Source organism: Nocardioides sp. AN3 (assembly GCF_054653495.1).
Genome location: NZ_BAAIGC010000002.1, coordinates 177,555 through 196,050, shown reverse-complemented (window position 1 = coordinate 196,050; position 18,496 = coordinate 177,555). Strand labels below are relative to the sequence as shown.

General features: G+C 71.5%; 15 protein-coding genes. 11 read left to right on the top strand and 4 right to left on the bottom strand.

Annotated features, from left to right (window positions below):
• Window positions 1–104: 104 nt before the first annotated feature.
• On the bottom strand, window positions 105–1,745 hold the full coding sequence (locus ACYQ1K_RS03550; protein ID WP_459981424.1) for an MFS transporter: 1,641 nt from the start codon (window positions 1,743–1,745) through the stop codon (window positions 105–107).
• Between the two features lie 253 nt (window positions 1,746–1,998).
• Between ACYQ1K_RS03550 and ACYQ1K_RS03545 the strand changes: the two genes are divergently transcribed.
• The 6 genes from ACYQ1K_RS03545 (at window position 1,999) to ACYQ1K_RS03520 (ending at window position 7,975) form a co-directional block, all read left to right on the top strand.
• The gene (locus ACYQ1K_RS03545) at window positions 1,999–2,406 is read left to right on the top strand and encodes a RidA family protein (protein WP_459981423.1); all 408 of its coding nucleotides are present in this window, start codon (window positions 1,999–2,001) and stop codon (window positions 2,404–2,406) included.
• A 117-nt stretch (window positions 2,407–2,523) separates the two neighbouring features.
• The gene (locus ACYQ1K_RS03540) at window positions 2,524–3,702 is read left to right on the top strand and encodes a saccharopine dehydrogenase family protein (RefSeq protein ID WP_459981422.1); all 1,179 of its coding nucleotides are present in this window, start codon (window positions 2,524–2,526) and stop codon (window positions 3,700–3,702) included.
• A gap of 23 nt (window positions 3,703–3,725) precedes the next feature.
• The gene (locus tag ACYQ1K_RS03535) at window positions 3,726–4,550 is read left to right on the top strand and encodes an SDR family NAD(P)-dependent oxidoreductase (RefSeq protein WP_459981421.1); all 825 of its coding nucleotides are present in this window, start codon (window positions 3,726–3,728) and stop codon (window positions 4,548–4,550) included.
• A 6-nt stretch (window positions 4,551–4,556) separates the two neighbouring features.
• Complete coding sequence (locus ACYQ1K_RS03530; protein ID WP_459981420.1) at window positions 4,557–5,300, top strand: SDR family NAD(P)-dependent oxidoreductase; 744 nt, start codon at window positions 4,557–4,559, stop codon at window positions 5,298–5,300.
• Window positions 5,301–5,423: 123 nt separating this feature from the next.
• Window positions 5,424–6,731, top strand: a complete 1,308-nt coding sequence (locus tag ACYQ1K_RS03525) for an NAD(P)/FAD-dependent oxidoreductase (protein ID WP_459981419.1) — start codon at window positions 5,424–5,426, stop codon at window positions 6,729–6,731.
• Window positions 6,732–6,787: 56 nt separating this feature from the next.
• Entirely contained in the window at window positions 6,788–7,975 is a 1,188-nt protein-coding gene (locus tag ACYQ1K_RS03520) for a saccharopine dehydrogenase family protein (protein ID WP_459981418.1), read from the top strand.
• Window positions 7,976–8,027: 52 nt separating this feature from the next.
• Here the strand turns inward: ACYQ1K_RS03520 and ACYQ1K_RS03515 are convergent, their stop codons facing one another.
• Window positions 8,028–9,020 (bottom strand): hypothetical protein, encoded by a 993-nt coding sequence (locus ACYQ1K_RS03515; RefSeq protein ID WP_459981417.1) that lies wholly within the window; start codon window positions 9,018–9,020, stop codon window positions 8,028–8,030.
• 122 nt (window positions 9,021–9,142) lie between these two features.
• On the opposite strand from ACYQ1K_RS03515, the gene ACYQ1K_RS03510 reads away from it, so the two are divergent.
• From ACYQ1K_RS03510 to ACYQ1K_RS03500, 3 genes are all read left to right on the top strand, one after another.
• Entirely contained in the window at window positions 9,143–10,477 is a 1,335-nt protein-coding gene (locus ACYQ1K_RS03510; protein ID WP_459981416.1) for a flavin monoamine oxidase family protein, read from the top strand.
• A 70-nt stretch (window positions 10,478–10,547) separates the two neighbouring features.
• Window positions 10,548–11,834 carry a flavin monoamine oxidase family protein gene (locus ACYQ1K_RS03505; protein WP_459981415.1) on the top strand — a complete coding sequence of 429 codons (1,287 nt, stop codon included), beginning with the start codon at window positions 10,548–10,550 and terminating at the stop codon, window positions 11,832–11,834.
• Window positions 11,835–11,929: 95 nt separating this feature from the next.
• Entirely contained in the window at window positions 11,930–14,251 is a 2,322-nt protein-coding gene (locus tag ACYQ1K_RS03500; protein WP_459981414.1) for an ATP-binding protein, read from the top strand.
• Window positions 14,252–14,263: 12 nt separating this feature from the next.
• Here ACYQ1K_RS03500 and ACYQ1K_RS03495 read toward each other — a convergent pair whose 3' ends face one another.
• Window positions 14,264–15,838 carry an AMP-binding protein gene (locus tag ACYQ1K_RS03495; protein ID WP_459981413.1) on the bottom strand — a complete coding sequence of 525 codons (1,575 nt, stop codon included), beginning with the start codon at window positions 15,836–15,838 and terminating at the stop codon, window positions 14,264–14,266.
• A 122-nt stretch (window positions 15,839–15,960) separates the two neighbouring features.
• Here ACYQ1K_RS03495 and ACYQ1K_RS03490 point away from each other — a divergent pair, with 122 nt between their 5' ends.
• Together ACYQ1K_RS03490 and ACYQ1K_RS03485 are read left to right on the top strand one after the other, a co-directional pair.
• Window positions 15,961–16,752 carry an enoyl-CoA hydratase/isomerase family protein gene (locus tag ACYQ1K_RS03490; RefSeq protein WP_459981412.1) on the top strand — a complete coding sequence of 264 codons (792 nt, stop codon included), beginning with the start codon at window positions 15,961–15,963 and terminating at the stop codon, window positions 16,750–16,752.
• 22 nt (window positions 16,753–16,774) lie between these two features.
• Entirely contained in the window at window positions 16,775–17,557 is a 783-nt protein-coding gene (locus tag ACYQ1K_RS03485) for an SDR family NAD(P)-dependent oxidoreductase (protein ID WP_459981411.1), read from the top strand.
• On the opposite strand, the gene ACYQ1K_RS03480 is transcribed toward ACYQ1K_RS03485, so the two are convergent.
• On the bottom strand, window positions 17,508–18,485 hold the full coding sequence (locus ACYQ1K_RS03480; RefSeq protein WP_459981410.1) for a DMT family transporter: 978 nt from the start codon (window positions 18,483–18,485) through the stop codon (window positions 17,508–17,510). The genes ACYQ1K_RS03485 and ACYQ1K_RS03480 overlap by 50 nt on opposite strands.
• Between the last annotated feature and the right edge of the window lie 11 nt (window positions 18,486–18,496).

Here is an 18,496-nt window from a genome sequence, read left to right as displayed (position 1 = left end):
ACCACGGGGGACCCGCCGGGACGACGCAGGGACGACGACAGTGGGCCCACCTCCCGGAGGCGGGCCCACTGTCGACGAGGGGCTGTGGAGGCTGCGTGGCCGGGTCAGGCGCCGTGCTCCTCGAGCACCTTCTGGAAGCCGTTCGGGTTCCGGAGTCGCGAGATCACCGCCGCGACGATGACGAGGGCAGGGAAGATCATCGCCACGACATACCCGTTGGTGTAGACGTCCGCGCTCGGGATGTGGGTGCCCTCGAGCAGGTAGTCCGACATCTTCAGGTTGACATCGGCCGGGTTGAGCTTGCCGGCGAGCATGCTCGCCACGTCGACCGAGTGGTACACGAAGCCGGATCCGTTCTGCAGGACGGTCACCACGGCGGCGCCGACCGCGAAGCCGATCGCCATGATCGTGCCGGGCATGCCGGCGGCCATGCCCGCCTGAGCCGGCGGGACCACGAACTGCGGGACGGCGAAGGCGCCGCTGTAGCCGGCCCGGCTGCCGAGTCCGACGACGGCGGAGCCGACGACGTACTGCCACGCCTGGTCGTGGGCGAATGCCAGGAAGAGCAGGCCGGCCAGACAGATCACCGCACCGCCGACGAGGACGAGGCCGGGGCGCCCGCGACTGATGATGCGCTCGGAGTACTTGCCGCTGATGAACATCGTCAGCGCGAAGGGCAGCAGGATCATGCTGGTCTGCAACGGGTCGTAGCTCAACCCGTACTGGGCGACGTGAGTCGGCCAGCCCGTCTGCCCGCCGTCCGTGGACGCCGGCAGCCCGGTCGGGTTCTGGATGTAGTAGTTGGCGAGCACGAGGAACGCCGCGTCGACGCAGCCGAACAGGCCGGCCGAGAGGCAGGCCGTCGTCACGAAGGGCCTACGCAGGACCGCAAGGTCGAAGACCGGCCGAGCCGACCGGCGCTCGGCGAACACCCATCCCACGGCCGCAACGACTCCCACGACGAGGATGAGCGTCGCGTTCTTGCCGATCGTGGAGTCGGTGGGCGCGCTGAACGCGAGCAGGATGAGCGTCACCCAGCCGATCAGCCAGACGGTGCCGAGCAGACCGATCCGCCCTGCGGACTCCGGAGGCGAGTTCGGCACCACGACGAGCAGGGCGATGGTCGTGATGACGAACAGCGCCGCAAGCACGTAGTAGAAGGGCGCGATCGAGAGGGTCGGCAGTGACCCGTCGGCGTTGAGATGGTCCGGGAGCGGCCACAGGCGCACCGAGATGCCACCGCCGACCATCCCCAGGACGACGCCGCTTCCGGTCGCCATGATCAGCACCATGACGGCCGTGGAGACACCGTTGCCGGGCAGGTGGCGGCGCAAGAAGCTCAAGGGAACGAGCTGCGCGGCACCACCGAAGCCGAGCAGCACCGAGCCGATGACGAGTGAGGCGTAGTTGTCGCCCACGGCCGCGACCAGGGCTCCGCCGGTCAGGAACGCGCCCGACATGAGGCTGGTCGCACGGTCGCTCAGGATGTCGGTCAGCCGCGGGATGAGGACGAAGCCAGCACCACCCCCCAGCGTCAGCGCGGTGAAGACCCAGGTCGCCGCACTGACCGAGTTGTGCGCATAGCTGGTGGTGATCACGGGAAGCAGCGGCGGCAGCATGAAGGCCACCGCGTTCGTGACGGTCGCCAGCAACGCTGCGACTGCGATCAGTGCACCGGGGCTGGAGGCGGGAGTGCGGGTCGGCGACTCATCGGCCAACCCGACTACGGTTTCGTATTGATCCATGGTCCTCTCCAAGGGGTCACGTGCCGATGCTCGGCGGCACCGTCGACGCGGCTGGGGTCCAGCCCTACCGGTGGGACCGTAGGGATGATTCACCGCGGCGACGACCTGTGACTCAGGCCTCACCCACTTGGGGGAGTATCCCTCCACAGCGCCGTTCACCGCTCGACTCCGCCCACCGCGACCCTCCCCCATGCGGGTGGAGCCGGGCTCGATCGGCGGCCCTCGGGGGGCATCTCGTACGAGCGTGACGGCCATGACGACTGAGAAGCTCAAGCCGCAGACCATGCCCCCCACCCACGGTTGGCCCCAGGTCACCGTCGCCACCGGGAGCCGGATCGTGTTCACCTCGGGTCAGGTCGCCCAGGACATCGAGGAGAGGATGGTCGCCGCCCGCGACGACTACGAGGGGCAGATGCTCCAGTCCATGCTCAACGGGTATGCCGGCATCGCCGCCGCAGGAGGTCGCCCCGAGGACGTGGTCAGGCTGATGATCTACGTCGTCGACCCGACACCCACCAACCTCGAGCAGGTGTACGCCGGCTTCGGCAAGGCGCTCGCCGAGGTGGGCGCCAAGCCGAGCACGATGACGCTGATCGGCGTGAGCGGGTTGTCAGACCCCGACCACGTCGTCGAGATCGACATGACCGCAGTGCTCGACTGACCCCACCAACCAAGCGCACCGCCCCGCCCGGGCGGGCCGCAATCCACTCCCCCAGACGGGCTAGCGATGCGGCGTACGCCCGGGCCGTGTGGAACCGCGCGGACGAAGGATGCCTCCATGACGACTACTTCCACTTCCGCGACGACCCGCAAGCGCGTGCTGGTGACCGGCGGCGCCGGCGAGATGGGTGCCTATGCCTGCCGTGTGCTCGCGAAGGCCGACGAGGTCGAGCAGGTCCTCGTCGCCGACCGTGACGTGGCGCGCGCCGAGGCGCTGGCATCCGGCCTCGGGCCCAAGGCCGTCGCGTTCGCGCTCGACATCTCCGACGCCGACGCCCTCGGCAAGGTGCTCTCGAACGTCGACATCGTGCTCAACACCGCCGGCCCCTTCTACCGCTTCGGTCGTGAGGTGCTCAGCGCGGCGATCGCCGCCGGCACCGACTACCTCGACATCTGCGACGACTGGGAGCCGACGCTGGAGATGCTCGAGCTCGACGACGCCGCCCGCGCGGCAGGCGTGACCGCCGTCATCGGCATGGGGGCCAGCCCGGGCACCAGCAACCTGCTCGCGCTGCTCGCCATGAACCGGTGCGACACCGTCGACCGCGTCGTCACGGCCTGGCGGGCCGGCGCGCTCCCCTACCCCGCCGAGGGCGAGGAGCCGCAGACCAACGCCGCGCTCGAGCACTGGGTGCACAACTGCACCGAGCCGATCAAGATCTGGCGCGGCGGCGAGCTCGTCGACGCGTTCGCCCTCGAAGAGGTCACCATCGCCTATCCCGGTCGCGGGGAGGGACCCGTCTGGGTCTGCGGGCACCCCGAGCCGCTGACGCTCCCGCGCGTGCGGCCCGAGGTGCAGGAGTCGCTCAACCTCATGGTGTCGCGCCGCGGCCTGATGGAGGGCATGCAGCGTGTGGCGGCGCGGGTGCGTAGCGGCGAGCTCGACGTCACCGGCGCCTCGAAGCAGATCCTCCTCGAGCCCGACACCGGCGGTGCCGCCGCCGGGCCGTCGCCGACCCTGCCGAACCTGTTCGCCGTCGCCGAGGGCACCAAGGACGGCAAGCGGATCCGCGTCGGCGCCCAGCCGATCGTGCTCCCGAACGCCAACATGGGCGAGATGACGGGCTATCCGCTCGCGATCGCCACGCTGATGCTGGCGCGCGGGCAGGTCACCGCGCCGGGAGTGCACGGTCCCGAGGGAGCCATCGACCCCGAGACCTACTTCCACGAGCTCTCGCTCCTCGTCGAGGACCGGCCCGAGGGCGAGGTCGTCGAGGTCGTCTCCGAAGCACGCTGAGTCCCCGACGGATCGGAGAAGACATGTCGAACGACCTTTCCGAGCCGGCTGTCGCCGTCGTCACCGGCGGGAGCCGTGGTATCGGAGCTGCCATCGCCCGCCGCCTGGCCGCTCGCGGTCACCGCGTCCTCATCACCGATCGCGACGAGTCACTCGCGCGCGAGACCGCGCGCCGACTCGGCTCCGGCTGCGAGTGGGCCGCGCAGGACGTACGCGATCCTGGCAGCCACGAGCGGATCGCGGACGCCGCCTCCGCACTGGGCTCGGTTCGCGTGTGGGTGAACAACGCGGGCGTCCTGATCGCAGGACCGGCGTGGTCGCACACACCGGACGAGATCGCCTCGACCCTCCAGGTCAACGTTCTCGGGATGATGCTCGGCTCGCGTGCTGCCACGCTGGCCATGGCGGACAAGGGCGGCAGGATCCTCAACATCGCCTCGATGGCGGCGCACGGACCGGTCCCCGGCCTGGCCGTGTACGCCGCGAGCAAGGCGGCCGTGCTCTCCTTCACCACCTCGCTCCAGGGAGACCTGGACCATGCCGGGCTGCCGATCCGCGCGCACGCGCTGTGTCCGGACGTCGTGGCGACCGACATGGTCGGATCGCGCTCGTCCGACCCGGGGGCGGCGATCCTCTTCGCGGCCGCCCGCCAGCTGACCCCTGACCAGGTCGCACAGGCAGGCGTGGAACTGCTGTCCAGCAGCAGCCCTGTGCGCTCTGTGCCGCGGATCAACGCGCTCGCGGCTCGAGCGACCGGGCTGGCACCGCGGCTCGGGCTCCGGCTCGCGGCCGCAGCGCAGAGCACCGGTGAGCGGCGCCAGCGGAGCGATGCTGGGCAACGGCGGTAGCGAGGAATGGAACGCTTCCTGGACAGGGTGGTGCTCGTCACCGGTGGAGCCTCCGGGATCGGCAAGGCCGCGGCGCGACGCTTCGCCGAGGAGGGGGCGCGCGTCCTCGTCGTCGACCACAACGCCGAGACCGGGAAGCTCGCCGAGACCGAGCTGCGCAACCTCGGCCTCGAGGTCACCTTCCACCGCGCATCGGTGACCGACGAGGACGACATGGCGGCGCTGTCGCAGGTGCTGGCCGCCGACTACGGGCGGCTCGACGTCCTCTTCAACAACGCCGGGGTGGTGGACGAGAGCTTCATCGCAACGACGCCGCTCGCGGACTGGCGACGCGTGCTGGACGTCAACCTCGACGGGGCGTTCCTGATGGCCCGCATGGCGGTGCCTCACCTGGTGGCGAGCGGCGGCGGCGCCATCGTCAACACGGCTTCGATCTACGGCCTCGTCGCGATCCCGGGCGCTGCGTCGTACGTCGTCAGCAAGCACGCGATCGAAGGCCTGACCAAGACCCTTGCGTTGGAGTGCGCCGCGGACGGTATCCGGGTGAACGCGGTGTGTCCCGGATGGGTGAACACACCGATGGTGCGTCTCGACATCGAGTCCGACCCGTCCCTTCCCGGCCGGCATCCCCTGGGCCGCCTGGCGGAGCCGGAGGAGATCGCGGCGGTCGTCGCCTTCCTGGTCAGCGACGACGCCAGCTTCGTGACCGGAGCGTCGTACGTCGTGGACGGCGGCTACACCGCGCAGTAGCGCACATCCACTCACGGCGAGTAGCCCACCCGGGCAGCGTCCGCGGTCGAGGTGGGCCCGTCGTGCCGGATCGCGGCGAGGCTCTGGCCCGAGAGGTCCAGGGACGACAGAGGAGTTCGCCAGATGTACGAGACACGCACCGCCCCGGTGACCTACCTTCCGGGGAGCGGCTGGGTCGACCGTCCCACCGACCTCGCCCCGGTCCTGGTCGGCAACGACTCGTGTGACGTCGTCGTCGTGGGTGGCGGGATGGGCGGCATGGCCGCGGCCCTGCGGCTCGCCGAGCTCGGCCAGGACGTCGTGCTGCTGGAGGCCGAGATCTGCGGTTGGGGCGCCAGCGGCCGCAACGCCGGCTACATCACGCAGACCCTCGGCAGCGACCCGCGCATCATCAAGAAGTTCTACGCCGACAAGGCAAGGGGCCTCTACCGGTTCGCCAAGCACTCTGTCTCCTTCACAGAGTCGCTGATCGAGGACAACAAGATCGACTGCGACTACGACGCGACCGGCAACGTCGCCACGGCGACGAGCCAGCGCGCGCTGCGGAAGATCGAGAAGACCATCAAGCCCAACGAGCGCGTCGCTGTGGGCGACGCCGAGGCGCTCGGCATCCCCGAGCGGTTCATCGGCGGCATGCACATCAAGGTCGGCGGCATCCTCAACCCGGGCAAGCTCGCCCTCGGGCTGCGGGAGGTCGTCCGTGCCTCATCAGTCCGGGTCTTCGAGCAGACCTCGGTCACCGACGTCCAGGACACCGGTCACGGGGTCACCGTCACGACGCCCGGTGGCCACGTGCGGGCCGGCCACGCGGTCCTCACCGTCAACGCGTTCATGAACGGCCTCAGCATCGCTCCCCGCAACCTCAGCACACCGGTCTGGGTGACCGCCGTCGAGACCGAGCCCGTCTCCGACGCCCAGCTCGACGCGGAGGGCTGGACCAGCCGCGCGCCGATCACGACCAACCACTTCGTCATGCAGAGCTTCCGCACCACGGCTCGCGGCACGATGGTCACCACCACCCGTAGCCTGCAGGCAGCACGCCACGCTCAGCTGGGCAGGCTCCCCCGCGAGTCGGTGGTCACCGACATCATGCGCGGAGTCCACGAGCGCTTCCCCGGGCTCGGCGAGCTCTCCCCGGCCCGGGTGTGGGGCGGCTGGATCGGTCTGACCCCGTCCAACATGGCGAACGTCGGGCAGCTGACCCCGAACATCTCGTACTCGATGGCCTGCAACGGACACGGTCTCCCCCAGGCGCCGTACCTCGGCACTCTGCTCGCCGACCACCTGGCCGGCGAAGGCATGCACGACGACCTGGCCGCCGTGTGGCGCGAGACCCAGCGCTTCATGCCCGGCGTCGTCTCCCCCGTGACCCTGCGCCTGGGCTGGGCGGCCGACCGGATCACCGACCGACTCAGCGGCGTCCTCCGCTGACCCCCTTCCCGACGCACATCCGCACACCTTCCCTTCCTGATCGGAGCAATTCCACCATGACTGACGCCAAGGCGCCCCTGGGCACCGTTCTCATCGTCGGCGGAGCCGGGGCCATGGGCCGCTGGGCCGTCCGCGGCATCGCCAAGCTGGGCTCGGCCGAGAAGCTGCTGGTCGCGGACATCGACCTGGCCCGCGCGGAGCAGGTCGCCACCGAGGTGGGCGGCCCGTGCGTCGCGATCCGCCTCGACGCGACCGACACCGAGGCCATGAGGACCGCGTTCGCCGAGTGCGACGTCATCCTCAACACGATGGGCCCGTTCTCGAAGTTCGCCCGCCCGATCCTCGAGGCCGCTATCGACGCCGACTGCCACTACCTCGACATCGACGACGACTGGGAGTCCACGGTCGAGGCCGACGAGCTGGACGCCCGCGCCCGCGAGAAGGGCCTGGTCGTCGTCAAGGGAATCGGGGGCAGCCCCGGCATCTCCAACCTCGCCGCCCTGCTCGTCGCCAAGCGGCTCGACAGGGTCACCGAGATCTTCACCGGCTGGTCGATGCGCGGCGCCGTCCTCGAGGACGAGCCGGCGTACCCCCACGCCGACGGGGCGGGCGCTGCCGTCGAGCACTGGCTGATCCAGATCAGCGGGTCGATCCGCGCCTTCCGCGACGGTGCCCCGAAGGACATCGAGCCGCTGCTCCCCACCGACATCCTCTACCCCGGCAAGGGCCAGGTCACGGCGTACACCGTCGGCCACCCCGAGGCGCTCACCCTGCCGAAGTACCTCCCGACGGTGGTGAACTGCACCAACCTCACCTCCGGCCCGGCCTGGGTCTTCGACCACGCGCGGTCCGTCGCCGCGGAGTACGACGCCGGCGAGCTGACCCTGAAGGAGGGCGCCAAGAGGCTCGAGGAGTTCCCGGAGCCGCCGGCCGACGCGCCGCGCACCCGCGACCCGCTGCACCAGGTCTGGGCCATGGCCCGCGGTGAGCGCGACGGCGAGCCGCTGGCGATCTCCGTCGAGCCCACCTCCATGCCCCCGGGCAAGATGGGCGGCGGCACCGGTGCCGCGCTCGCGGTCGGCCTCGAGCTGCTGCGCCAGGGCCTGATCACCGAGCCGGGCGTCCACGCGCCCGAGGGTGCGATCGAGCCCGAGGACTTCTTCGAGGTGTTCCGCGCCTTCGTCCAGCCGCCGGTCGCCTCCGTCGAGGACCTGCTGCTGATCGCCGAGGGCCCGGTTGCCTGAACCGACGACTCCTGGTGGGCTCGGGCGGTGACCGCCTGAGCCCACCGGCACGTCAGGACGACGCCGGCAGCGCATTGGTCGGGTGGAGACCGGGCGCGAGACCGGCCAGGCCACCCACCGCCTGCACCATCCGCGCCGCCGTGCCAGGGTAGGGGTCGAGCGGGGTGGCGACCCTGACCTCGATCGCCGTCCTGTCGCCGCCGGCGAGGCTGAGCACCACGCTGTTCTCGTCCGTCGACGCCGTCGGCCTCCCCGCGAGGCCCGACCAGGCGAGGACCACCCTCTCGACACCGTCGCACGCGACGAGGACCTCCTGGCGGAACCCCTCGACCTGCCCACGGGCGACGGCGACTTCGCCCACCATGGTGTCCTCGTCGGCGAGCACCAGTCCCCCGCGCGACTCGGGCGTCACGCCTACGAGCCCGAGCGCCTCGGCGATCAGCTGCGCCGACTGACGCAGCGCGCCGTCGACGTGGTCGGCCGTGCCGGACTGCACCGTGCCGACCCCGAGCTCGGTGCGCAGCACGTCGGCTCCCCACGAGCTGATATCCGAGGCGCGCGCGGCCCGGACAGAGACCGGAGCGGGGAGCCCGCTGGACAGCAGGGCGGGCAGCACGTCGAGCCAGAGACCCGGGATCATGCCAGTGCCGACGACACGCGACCCCGTCGCGGCTGCACGCTCCGCCAGCCTGTCGTGGACGGTCGGGTCCAGCGCCGTACGCGGGTGCACGAAGCAGGCGTGGACCATGTCGATCCCGACATCGACGCAGAGCCGCATCGCCTCCTCATGACGCTCCCCCGACAGGCCGGCGTACAGGAGGAGGTCGAAGTCGCCGGACCCGACGGCTGCCGCCAGGTCGCTCGTGGTGGTGATGCCGTTCGGGTCACCGCACGTCAGCTCGCCGAGATCGGCACCGGCACGTCGCTCGGAGTGGACGATGCCGGCGGTCATCCGGTGCGGGCTCGGTCGTAGGGCCCGGACCAGCTCGGCCGCGGTCCTGCCGCTTCCGTAGATGCCGACACGGGTGCTCGTCTTGGTGGTCACCTCGGCAGGTTCGCGCCGCGGGCCCGCGTGCGCCGTGGCGGCCGCCATGCCCATCCCCCAACCGGGGGGCGTCGATCCCTCGGACCACCGACCCTCGATCGCGCCGCACCGATGCTGGGAACATGGATGCCAGCAGCAACGAGTCGCCTCGGGTGCTCGTCGTCGGCGCAGGACTCGCCGGCCTCACCGCGGCACACGCGCTGACCGCGGCCGGTCTCGACGTGACGGTGCTCGAGGCCCGGGACCGGGTGGGCGGCCGCACGTACACCGTCCGGGAGGGGTTCGCCGACGGACAGCACGGCGATCTGGGCGGCGAGCTGGTCACGATCGACTACCGCGCACTGACGGCGTTGTGCGCCGCGGTCGGGGTCGAGGTGTCCGACGAGGTCTGGTATGAGCGCCCGCAGGCCCGGCCCGGCGAGACGCCGCTGGAGGGCTACCTGTCCGACGGGAGGATCATCGTCGACGGGGAGGTGCTGACCGGGGGCCGCTTCGCGGCGGTCGACGACGAGATCCGGGTCGCGCTGCGTGACACGCCTCCAGCCGTCCACGAGGTGATCGAGCAGTGGACCCGGCGGGCCGGTCTCTCCGGTGTGGCGCGGCGGGCGTTGGCGGGCATCGCCCGGATGCCCGTCCAGTACGACCTGGTCCACGTCGACGCCCACTACCTGACGGACGCCCACGTCGGGAACGTCCGCCGCATCGTCGGGGGCAGCCAGCAGCTGGCGAACGCCCTCGCACGCGACCTCCGCGTCCGGCTCGAGGCGCCGGTGCTCTGCGTCCGGCAGTCGGGCGGACACGTCCGCGTCGAGCTCGAGAACGGCGAACAGCTCAGTGCGGACCGCGTCGTGATGGCGATCCCGCCGTTCGTCCTCCCGACGATCGGCTTCGACCCGCCGCTCCCGGCTTCCCGGATCGGAGCGCTCACCTCGATGCAGCGTTCGCGCGGAGGCAAGGTGATCGCCCAGTACGCCGAGGGCGATGCCGTCCGTGCCGCGCTGAGCCACGCCGTCTTCAGCGACGGCCCGCTCAACACCGCGTGGGTCAGCAACCCCTACGTGACGTCCGGGCCGGCCGTCGTGAGCGGCTTCTTCTCCGGCGCGGACCGCGCCGTCCTGGAGTCCGAGGAGACCGCACTCGCCTTCCTCGACGAGTTGGTCGGTCTGGCAGTCGGCGGACCCGTCACCCGGATCGTCCAGCACTCCAAGAACTGGACCGCGGACCGCTACGCCTTCGCGATGGGCGTGATGTACAACCAGGCGACCCGGGACTCGCTCGTCGCGCAGCTCGCGACACCCGAGCGCAGGGTGCACTTCGCCGGCGACTTCACCGACCTCGAGCTGAGCGGCACCATGGAGGGCGCGGTCCGGTCCGGCCATCGGGTGGCCGACGAGATCCTGCGCGCGCCGACCCGGATCCCCCTGGCCGAGATCAACACGAGGATGGTGCGCACATGAACTCACCCCACGGAGTTCTTCGCCTCCCCCGCTTCGCTCCTCCGGCCAACAACTCCGCGGGGGCCCCGAAATGAGCACGGTCGTCATCGGAGCCGGCCCGGCCGGCCTGGCCGCCGCCCGGAGCCTGACCCGCGCGGGTGAGGACGTCGTGGTGCTCGAGGCCCAGCCGTTCGTGGGCGGACGCACGCGCACGCTGCGCGACCGTCTCCGGCACGGTCAGCCGGCGGACCTCGGCGCGTCCTTCATCGACATCGGCCAGGACAAGCTGCTCCAGTACTGCCACGAGCTCGGGGTCGCCCTCACGCCCCAGGTCGCCCTCTTCCCGTCGGACCCCGACGGCCGGCTGACCGCGGCATCGCCTCTGCGCACGACGCTCGTGGTCGGCGGCCGGCGGCTCTCGGTCGGCGAGCGCGACCGGCTGGCCGACGAGGTCAGGACGGCCCTGGACACGACGCCGCCCGAGCCCACCGAGCCCGTCCTCGCCTGGACCGCGCGCGCCGGCCTGACCCCGGCGGCTCGCAACCTGTTCTGCTGGCAGACGGGCTACAACCCCGTGCACGAGGCCTCGCAGATCCCGATGTCGATGTTCCACCCGCCCCACGTCGGCAGCGTCTGCTGGATGATGGCCGACGGCACCGACGCCCTCGCGCAGGCGATGGCTGAGGGCCTCGACATCCGCTTGGAGCAGCCGGTGCGTGCCACGCACCGGCGTCGCGGGCATCTGGTGGTCGAGACCGACACCGACCGGTTCTCCGCACGCGACGTCGTGGTCGCCACGCCGGTGACCCCGACGCTGGCGATCGGCTTCGATCCGGTGCTGCCGGACTGGAAGGTCACCGCCCTCCTGGCCACCCCGATGACCCAGGGCGGCAAGGTCGTCGGGCAGTACGCCGACGGCGAGGTCATCTCCCGGGCCCTCGGCCTGTCGGCGATGAGCGACGGTCCGATCTCCCTGATCTGGGCGCGCCCGACCGGGCCCGAGGACACCGTCGTCGTGCTGGGCCTGCTGGCCGACCGCGCCGACGGGGTGCTCCGCGACGAGGAACGCTGCCTCACCGTCCTCGACGACCTGGTCGCCGCGGCGACCGGCACGTCCCCCCGCCGGCTGGCCGGGGTCGTCCAGGACTGGACCCAGGAGCGGTACGCGGGAGGCGTCGTCTCGATGCTCATGGGTGACTTTCCGCGGCTGCCCAGCCTGCTGGCCCAGTCCGTGGGCCCGATCCACTTCGCCGGGGAGCACACCGCCGAGATGTGGGCCACCGGGATGGACGGTGCCCTGCGTTCCGGGGAGCGGGCGGCCGCCGAGGTGCTCCAACGGCGCAGGACCCGAGCACCGGAGCCCCTCGCGGTCGGCTAGCGCGGTGCGCGCCCCGCTGACGCCCCGGTGCTCGGGCACCCCGTCGTCGCTAGGATCGTGACGCACGTGAACACGGCACCTCGAAGGACGTCCAGTTGGCTGCTCTGCCAGTGAAACCGGGCCGAGCGCTGCCCTCCGCCCTCACCAGCTTCGTGGGTCGGCGCCACGACCTGGCAGCCGTGCGCCAGCTCTTCTCCGTGGCCCGCCTCGTGACCCTGACCGGCATCGGCGGAGTCGGCAAGACGAGGCTGGCGATCCAGGCCGCTCACGAGATGCGCCGCGCGTTCACCGACGGCGCCTATCTGGTGGAGCTCTCCACGCTCAAGGACCCCGACCTGCTGCCGCAGGCCGTGATGGATGCGATGGGGCTGCGGGAGCAACCGGCACTGGAACCGCTCTCCGTCCTCGAGGACCTCCTCCCCGAGCGATCGTTGCTGATCGTCCTCGACAACTGCGAGCACCTGGTCGAGGCGGCGGCGGCCTTCGCGGACCACATCCTGCGGATCGCGCCCGAGGTGAAGATGCTGGCCACGAGCCGTCAGGCGCTGCGGATCGCCGGCGAGCACCTCTACCCCGTCTCCCCCCTCCTCGCCCCGGATCCGGAGGACCACCGGGAGCCGGGCGCCGCCGGCCACTACCCCGCGGTCGCCCTGTTCGCGGACCGGTCGGCGGCCGTCGTCCCCGGGTTCACGGTCACCCCCGAGAACGAGGCCGCGGTGGTGCGCCTGTGCCACCGGTTGGAGGGCATCCCCCTCGCCATCGAGCTGGCCTGCGTGCGGCTGCGCGTCCTCACCGTGGACGAGCTGGCGAGCCGCCTCGACGACCGCTTCGAGCTCCTCCACGAGGGCAACCGGAACCTGCCCGAGCGCCAGCAGACGCTGCAGTCGCTCATCGACTGGAGCTACGACCTCTGCACCCCGATCGAGCAGCTGATGTGGGCCCGGTCCGCGGTCTTCGTGGGCGGGTTCGGCATCGATGCCCTGAAGGCGGTCGGCACCGACGACCGCCTTCCCGAGGACGACGTCATCGACACGGTCGCTCGTCTGGTGGACAAGTCGATCCTCATCCGCGAGGAGCACCTGGGCCACACCCGGTTCCGGATGCTGGAGACGCTGCGCGAGTACGGGCTCGCGCGGCTCGCTGCCTCGCCGGACGACAGGGCCACGACGGTGCGCCGGCACCGCGACTGGTACGCCGGGCTGATCCGGACCGCCGGCGAGGAGTGGTCCGGGCCGCGCCAGCTCGATTGGGCCACCCACCTCCACCTCGAGCACGCGAACATCCGCGCGGCGCTGGAGTACTGCGTGACGGTGCCCGGCGAGGCGAGGGTCGGCCTGGAGATGGCGGCGGTGCCGTGGTTCTGGGGCGCCATGGACCACCTGACGGAGGCGAGGCGCTGGCTGGACCGCGCGCTGGCACTCGACCCGGAACCCTCCTTCGAGCGCGCGTGGGCGCTCGCCACGACGGCGTACATCGCCGCCTTCCAGGGCGACGTAATGACGACGAGGACCTGTGCCGACCAGGCCCACGAACTCGCGGTCGAGCTCGACGACCTACGCGCCCTCGCGTTCGCGAACCACGTGCTCGGCTTCGAACGCTCGCTCGGGGCCGCCTCCGAGATCGGCGCCGCGATCCCCATGTTCGAGGAGGCCCTCGCGCAGTACGCCGCCACCGATCTCGTCAGCCAGTACGCCGAGAGCCTGCAGGTCGAGCTCGCCGCCACCCTCATCGCGCTGCGCGAGCACGACGCGGCCCTGCGGGTCGCCAACGCGCTGCACGACCGGTGCGCGGCGAAGGGCGAGCACTGGAACTACTCCTACTCACTGTGGCTGCGTGGCCTGCTGGCCCTGATCCGCGGTGACCACGACGAGGCCGAGCGAGACCTCTTCGAGGCGCTCCGGATCAAGCGGCCCTTCCACGACACCCTCGGCCACGGACTGACCCTAGAGGTGGTCGCGTGGACGGCCGCGGTCAACCGCGAGGCGGAGCGGGCCGCGGTCCTGTTCGGGGGCACGGACGCGATCTGGGGGATGCTCGGAGCACGTCAGCTCCGCGGCTTCCGGCAGCACTACGAGTCGCTGGTGCGCGGCCAGCTCGACGAGGCCCGGTTCGCGACGGCGTACGCGCGCGGGGGGCGGCTCAGCATGGAGGAGCTGCTGGCCCTCGCCCTGCGCGAGCCGGAGCCGGAGACCACGCGGGCCGTTCCCGAGACCGCGGTCGGTCTGACCCGCCGCGAGCGCGAGGTCGCCCAGCTGGTCGCCGAGGGCATGTCGAACAAGGAGATCGCGGCCCGGCTCGTCATCTCGCTGCGCACCGCCGAGGGCCACGTCGAGCGGATCCTGACCAAGCTGGGCTTCAAGTCCCGCTCGCAACTCGCGATCTGGGTCACCGAGCAAGCGCAGCTGGCTCGGAGCTGAGCTCGGCCGCGCTCACCGACGCCCGAGGGCGAGGTTGGAGTCCCACGCCGCGGACGTGATGCCGCGCTCGCGCACCTTGCCCTTCTCGATCCGCTCCGACGGAGTCTTGGGGAGGCTGTCCACCAGCTCGACGTACCGGGGCACCGCGAAGCGGGGCAGGTCCGCGGCGACGAACTCGACCAGCTCGGCCGGGTCCAGCTCGGCGCCCGCTACGGGCACGACGAGGACGGCGACGTCCTCCTCGCCGACATCGGACGGGACGCCGATGGCGGCAGCCTCGAGGACGCGGGGATGGGCGACCACGGCGGTCTCGACCTCCCAGCACGAGACGTTCTCGCCGCGCCGGCGGATGGAGTCCTTCTTCCGGCCGATGTACTCCAAGAACCCGTCCGGGTACTGGCGGACCAGGTCACCGGTGTGGAACCACAGGTTGCGCCACGCCTCGACCGTCGCCTCGGGCTTGTTCCAGTAGCCCTGCATCATGGCGAACGGCTCGAGCGGTCGGAAGACGAGCTCCCCCACCGTGCCCGGCTCGAGCGGCACGTCGTCGTCGTCGACCACCTGCAGCTCGACCTCGGGCAGCTGCCGGCCGATCCGCCGGGGCTGGGACTCGCCGGGAGGAGCCGTGGTGATGAGCACGCACTCGGTCATCCCGTAGGCCTCGATGATCCGGACGTCGAAGCGCTCCTCGAACTCGCGCATGATGTCGCCCGGCGTGGACGAGCACATCGCCAGCCTGGCCGGGTGGTCGCTGTCGTCGGGGCGGGCCGGCTGCTTGTAGAGCAGCCACAGCATCGTCCCGATCGTGCCGAAGGCCGTCGCGCCTTCTGCCCGGACCTCGTCCCAGAACCGCGACGCGCTGAAGCGGCGCCCGAGCACGGCGGTCGCCCGCAGGTCCACCACGGTCGACATGAACGCGCGCGCGTCGATGTGGAACAGCGGCTGGACGCAGTAGATGACGTCCTCGTGCGTGAGGCCGTAGGTGTTCGTGACGTGCGCGGCCTGCGCGGTGTAGTACCGCTGCGGCAGCATCACGCCCTTGGACGGGCCGGTCGTGCCGGAGGTGTACATGATCGTGGCCGTCTCGCCCGGTCCCGGCGACGGGAGCTCGCCCCCGTGCGCCCGGCCGAGCTCGACGAGCTCCTCGAAGGAGATCTGCCGGGCCCGGTCGCCGAACGGCCGCTCCGCGCTGTCCCCCACGCAGACGACGACCTCGGGGTCGTGCGTGATCGACTCCGCGAGGATGGTCAGGTAGTCCGGCGTCGCGATCAGGACCCGCGGCTGGGCGTCGTCGACGAAGTAGGCGAGCATCCGGCCACGAGCATCGGCGTTGAACGGGACGTCGATGGCACGCGCGGCGTTGGTGCCGAACCACATCCAGGCGACCTCCGCGCGGTTGTCGCACATGAGTCCGACGCGGTCACCGGCCTCGACGCCCAGAGCGAGGAGCCCGCGAGCCGTCGACTCGACCAACTCGAGCCCGGCGCGGTAGCTGAAGGACTCTCCCGCGATCCGCAGGAACTCGTGGTCCGGTACGTCGGCGGCCGCGCTGCGGAGCGCGTCGATCAGGCTGTCTCGCTGGGGCATGGTGCGATCCTCCCCACCGTCCCCTGGCAGCACGGGCTCGTCCTGCTCGGTGCCACCCGGCTGGGGGATCCTCCGCGCGGCTCGCAGCGTCGCCAGCGGACAGCGAGGCGATGATCTCCGACATGTCGGAGTCCCCCGTGCTCATCGAGACCGTGGATGCTGTCCGCACCATCACCCTGAACCGTCCCCAGCGACTGAACGCGCTCAACCCGGACCTGCTCGACGCGTTCGACGCCGCCTTCGCGGACCTGCCGCAGGACGTGCGCGCCGTGGTGCTGCGTGGCGCCGGCCGCGCGTTCTCGGCCGGCCACGACCTGAAATGGTCCGCCGAGCAGGTCGCCGAAGGTCCCAAGACCGCCGAGGAGCTGGCCGCGACCACTGAGCGGTTGCACGAGATCACCCGACGGATCCGCGCCTGCCCGGCGCCCGTCGTGGCGCGGGTGCACGGCCACGCCATCGGCGGCGGGGCGGAGATCGCGCTGAGCGCCGACCTGGTCGTGTGCGGCGAGAGCACGACCTTCCGGTTCACCGAGACGGCGGTCGGCCTGGTCGTGACGAACGGGTTCACCGCGGTGCTGCCACGGACGGCAGGACCGGTCGTGGCGAAGGAGATCGTCATGCTCGGCCGGCCGTTCGACGCACGACAGGCGATGGCCTGGGGGTTGGTGAACCGCACCGTCGCCGACGACGAGCTCGACGCCGAGGTCGCCGGGGTCGTCGCCGAGCTGCGCACGAAGTCGCCCCAGGCCCTGCGCCTGAGCAAGGAGCTCCTCGACCAGGCGGGCACCGGTTCGCTCGAGGAGGTCATGCGCCGCGAGACCGTCGCCAGCGTCGCCGCCGCCCAGAGCGATGACGCTCACGAAGCGGCCGCCGCCTTCGCCGAGGGCCGCCCGCCGGCGTACGCCCTGTCTTGACCGACGATCCGAGGAGATCACCATGAGCACGACCACTGTCCGCCCGACCACTGAGAACGCCGCCGCTCCCCTGCTCGGCCGACGAGCCGTCGTGACCGGGGCCAGTCGCGGCATCGGCCGCGCCCTCGCGACCGGCCTGGTCCGCAGCGGTGCCGACGTCATCGCCGTGGCGCGCTCCGCCGAGGGACTAGCGGAGACCGCCGAGCAGGCCGTCGGACCGGGGACGCTGACGACCTATTCGGCCGACCTGAGCGACCCCGCGGCCATCGACCCGCTGATCGCCCACGCCGTCAGCCGGTTCGGCGGCCTGGACATCCTGGTCAACAACGCCGCGTCCACGCACTGGTCGCTGATCGAGGACACCGACCTGGCGGCCTACCAGCAGGTCATGGACCTGGACCTGCAGTCGTGCTGGCTCCTCTGCCGTGCCGCCTCCGCCGTCCTGTCCGAGGACTCCAGCGTCATCAACGTCGCCTCGATGCTCGGGACGATCGGGTCGCGTCACGAGACCGCGTACGTTGCCGCCAAGCACGCCCTCGTCGGGGTGACCCGCGCACTCGCCCTGGAGTGGGGCCGCCGCGGGATCCGTGTCAACGCGCTGGCGCCCGGCTACGTCGAGACGGCGATGACCTCGCCCGGCTTCCAGGAGGAGGCGTACGCCGCCTGGGTGCTTCGCAACACGCCGATGCACCGCTGGGCCCAGCCCGAGGAGATGGTCGGGCCGACGGTCTTCCTGGCCTCCTCGGCGTCGTCGTTCATGACCGGTCAGGTGCTGGTGGTCGACGGCGGCTGGACCGCACGGTAGGACGGTCGGATCGCTCGGAGCGGATCAGCACGACGCCCGTCACGACGAGCGCCGCGCCGGCGAGCTGCAGCGGGCGCGGGACCTCGCCGAGCAGGAGCCAGGCTGAGCCGAGCGCCGCGATCGGCTCCGCGAGCGCGACGAACGAGGCCATGCGGGCACCGAGGACCCGGACGGCGGTGAACCCGGCGACGTACACGAGCACGGTCGACAGCAGCACCACGAGGATGAGCGGCAGCACCGGGGAGACGATCCAGCCACCCAGGTGCACCGCCGCCCCCACCACCTGGAACGGCAACAGCCCGACGACGACCAGCAGCCCGATCGAGACGGCGGCGACCGACAGGCCCGCGCAGGCGAGGACCACCGGCGGGACCGAGGCGGTCATGCGGTCCGAGGTGAGGAAGTACGTCGCCACACAGCCCGCGCCTCCGAGCGCCCACACGATGCCGCTCGGGCTCGGGCGCTGCACCCCCATCGCCGCGACGACCAGGACCAGGCCGCCGATCGCGACCGCCGCGCCCAGGCACGTCGTGGCAGCCGGACGCTCGCCGTGCCGCATCCAGACCCAGCCGAGGACGAGCACCGGAGAGAGGTAGAGCAGCATCATCGCGACGCCGACCGGAAGCCGGGCGACGGCGTTGTAGTAGCAGACCACGGTGCCCGTGATCCCGAGGACACCGAGCACCAGGACGCCACCCAGGCTGCGACGCAGATCGGTGCCATGGCGTCGTGCGGCCCACCACGCCAGCGGCAGCAGCACGAGCGCCGCCAGGCAGGTGCGCACCAGGAGCACCCCGCCGGTCGACCACCCACTGAGGATGAGCGACTTCCCGAACGGGCCGCTCGCGCTGGAGGAGACGGCCGCGACGACCTCGATGGAGATGGCTGACCGGGCACCGAGTCGTCGGCCGGGACGGACCAGTGTCACGAGCGCGTGCG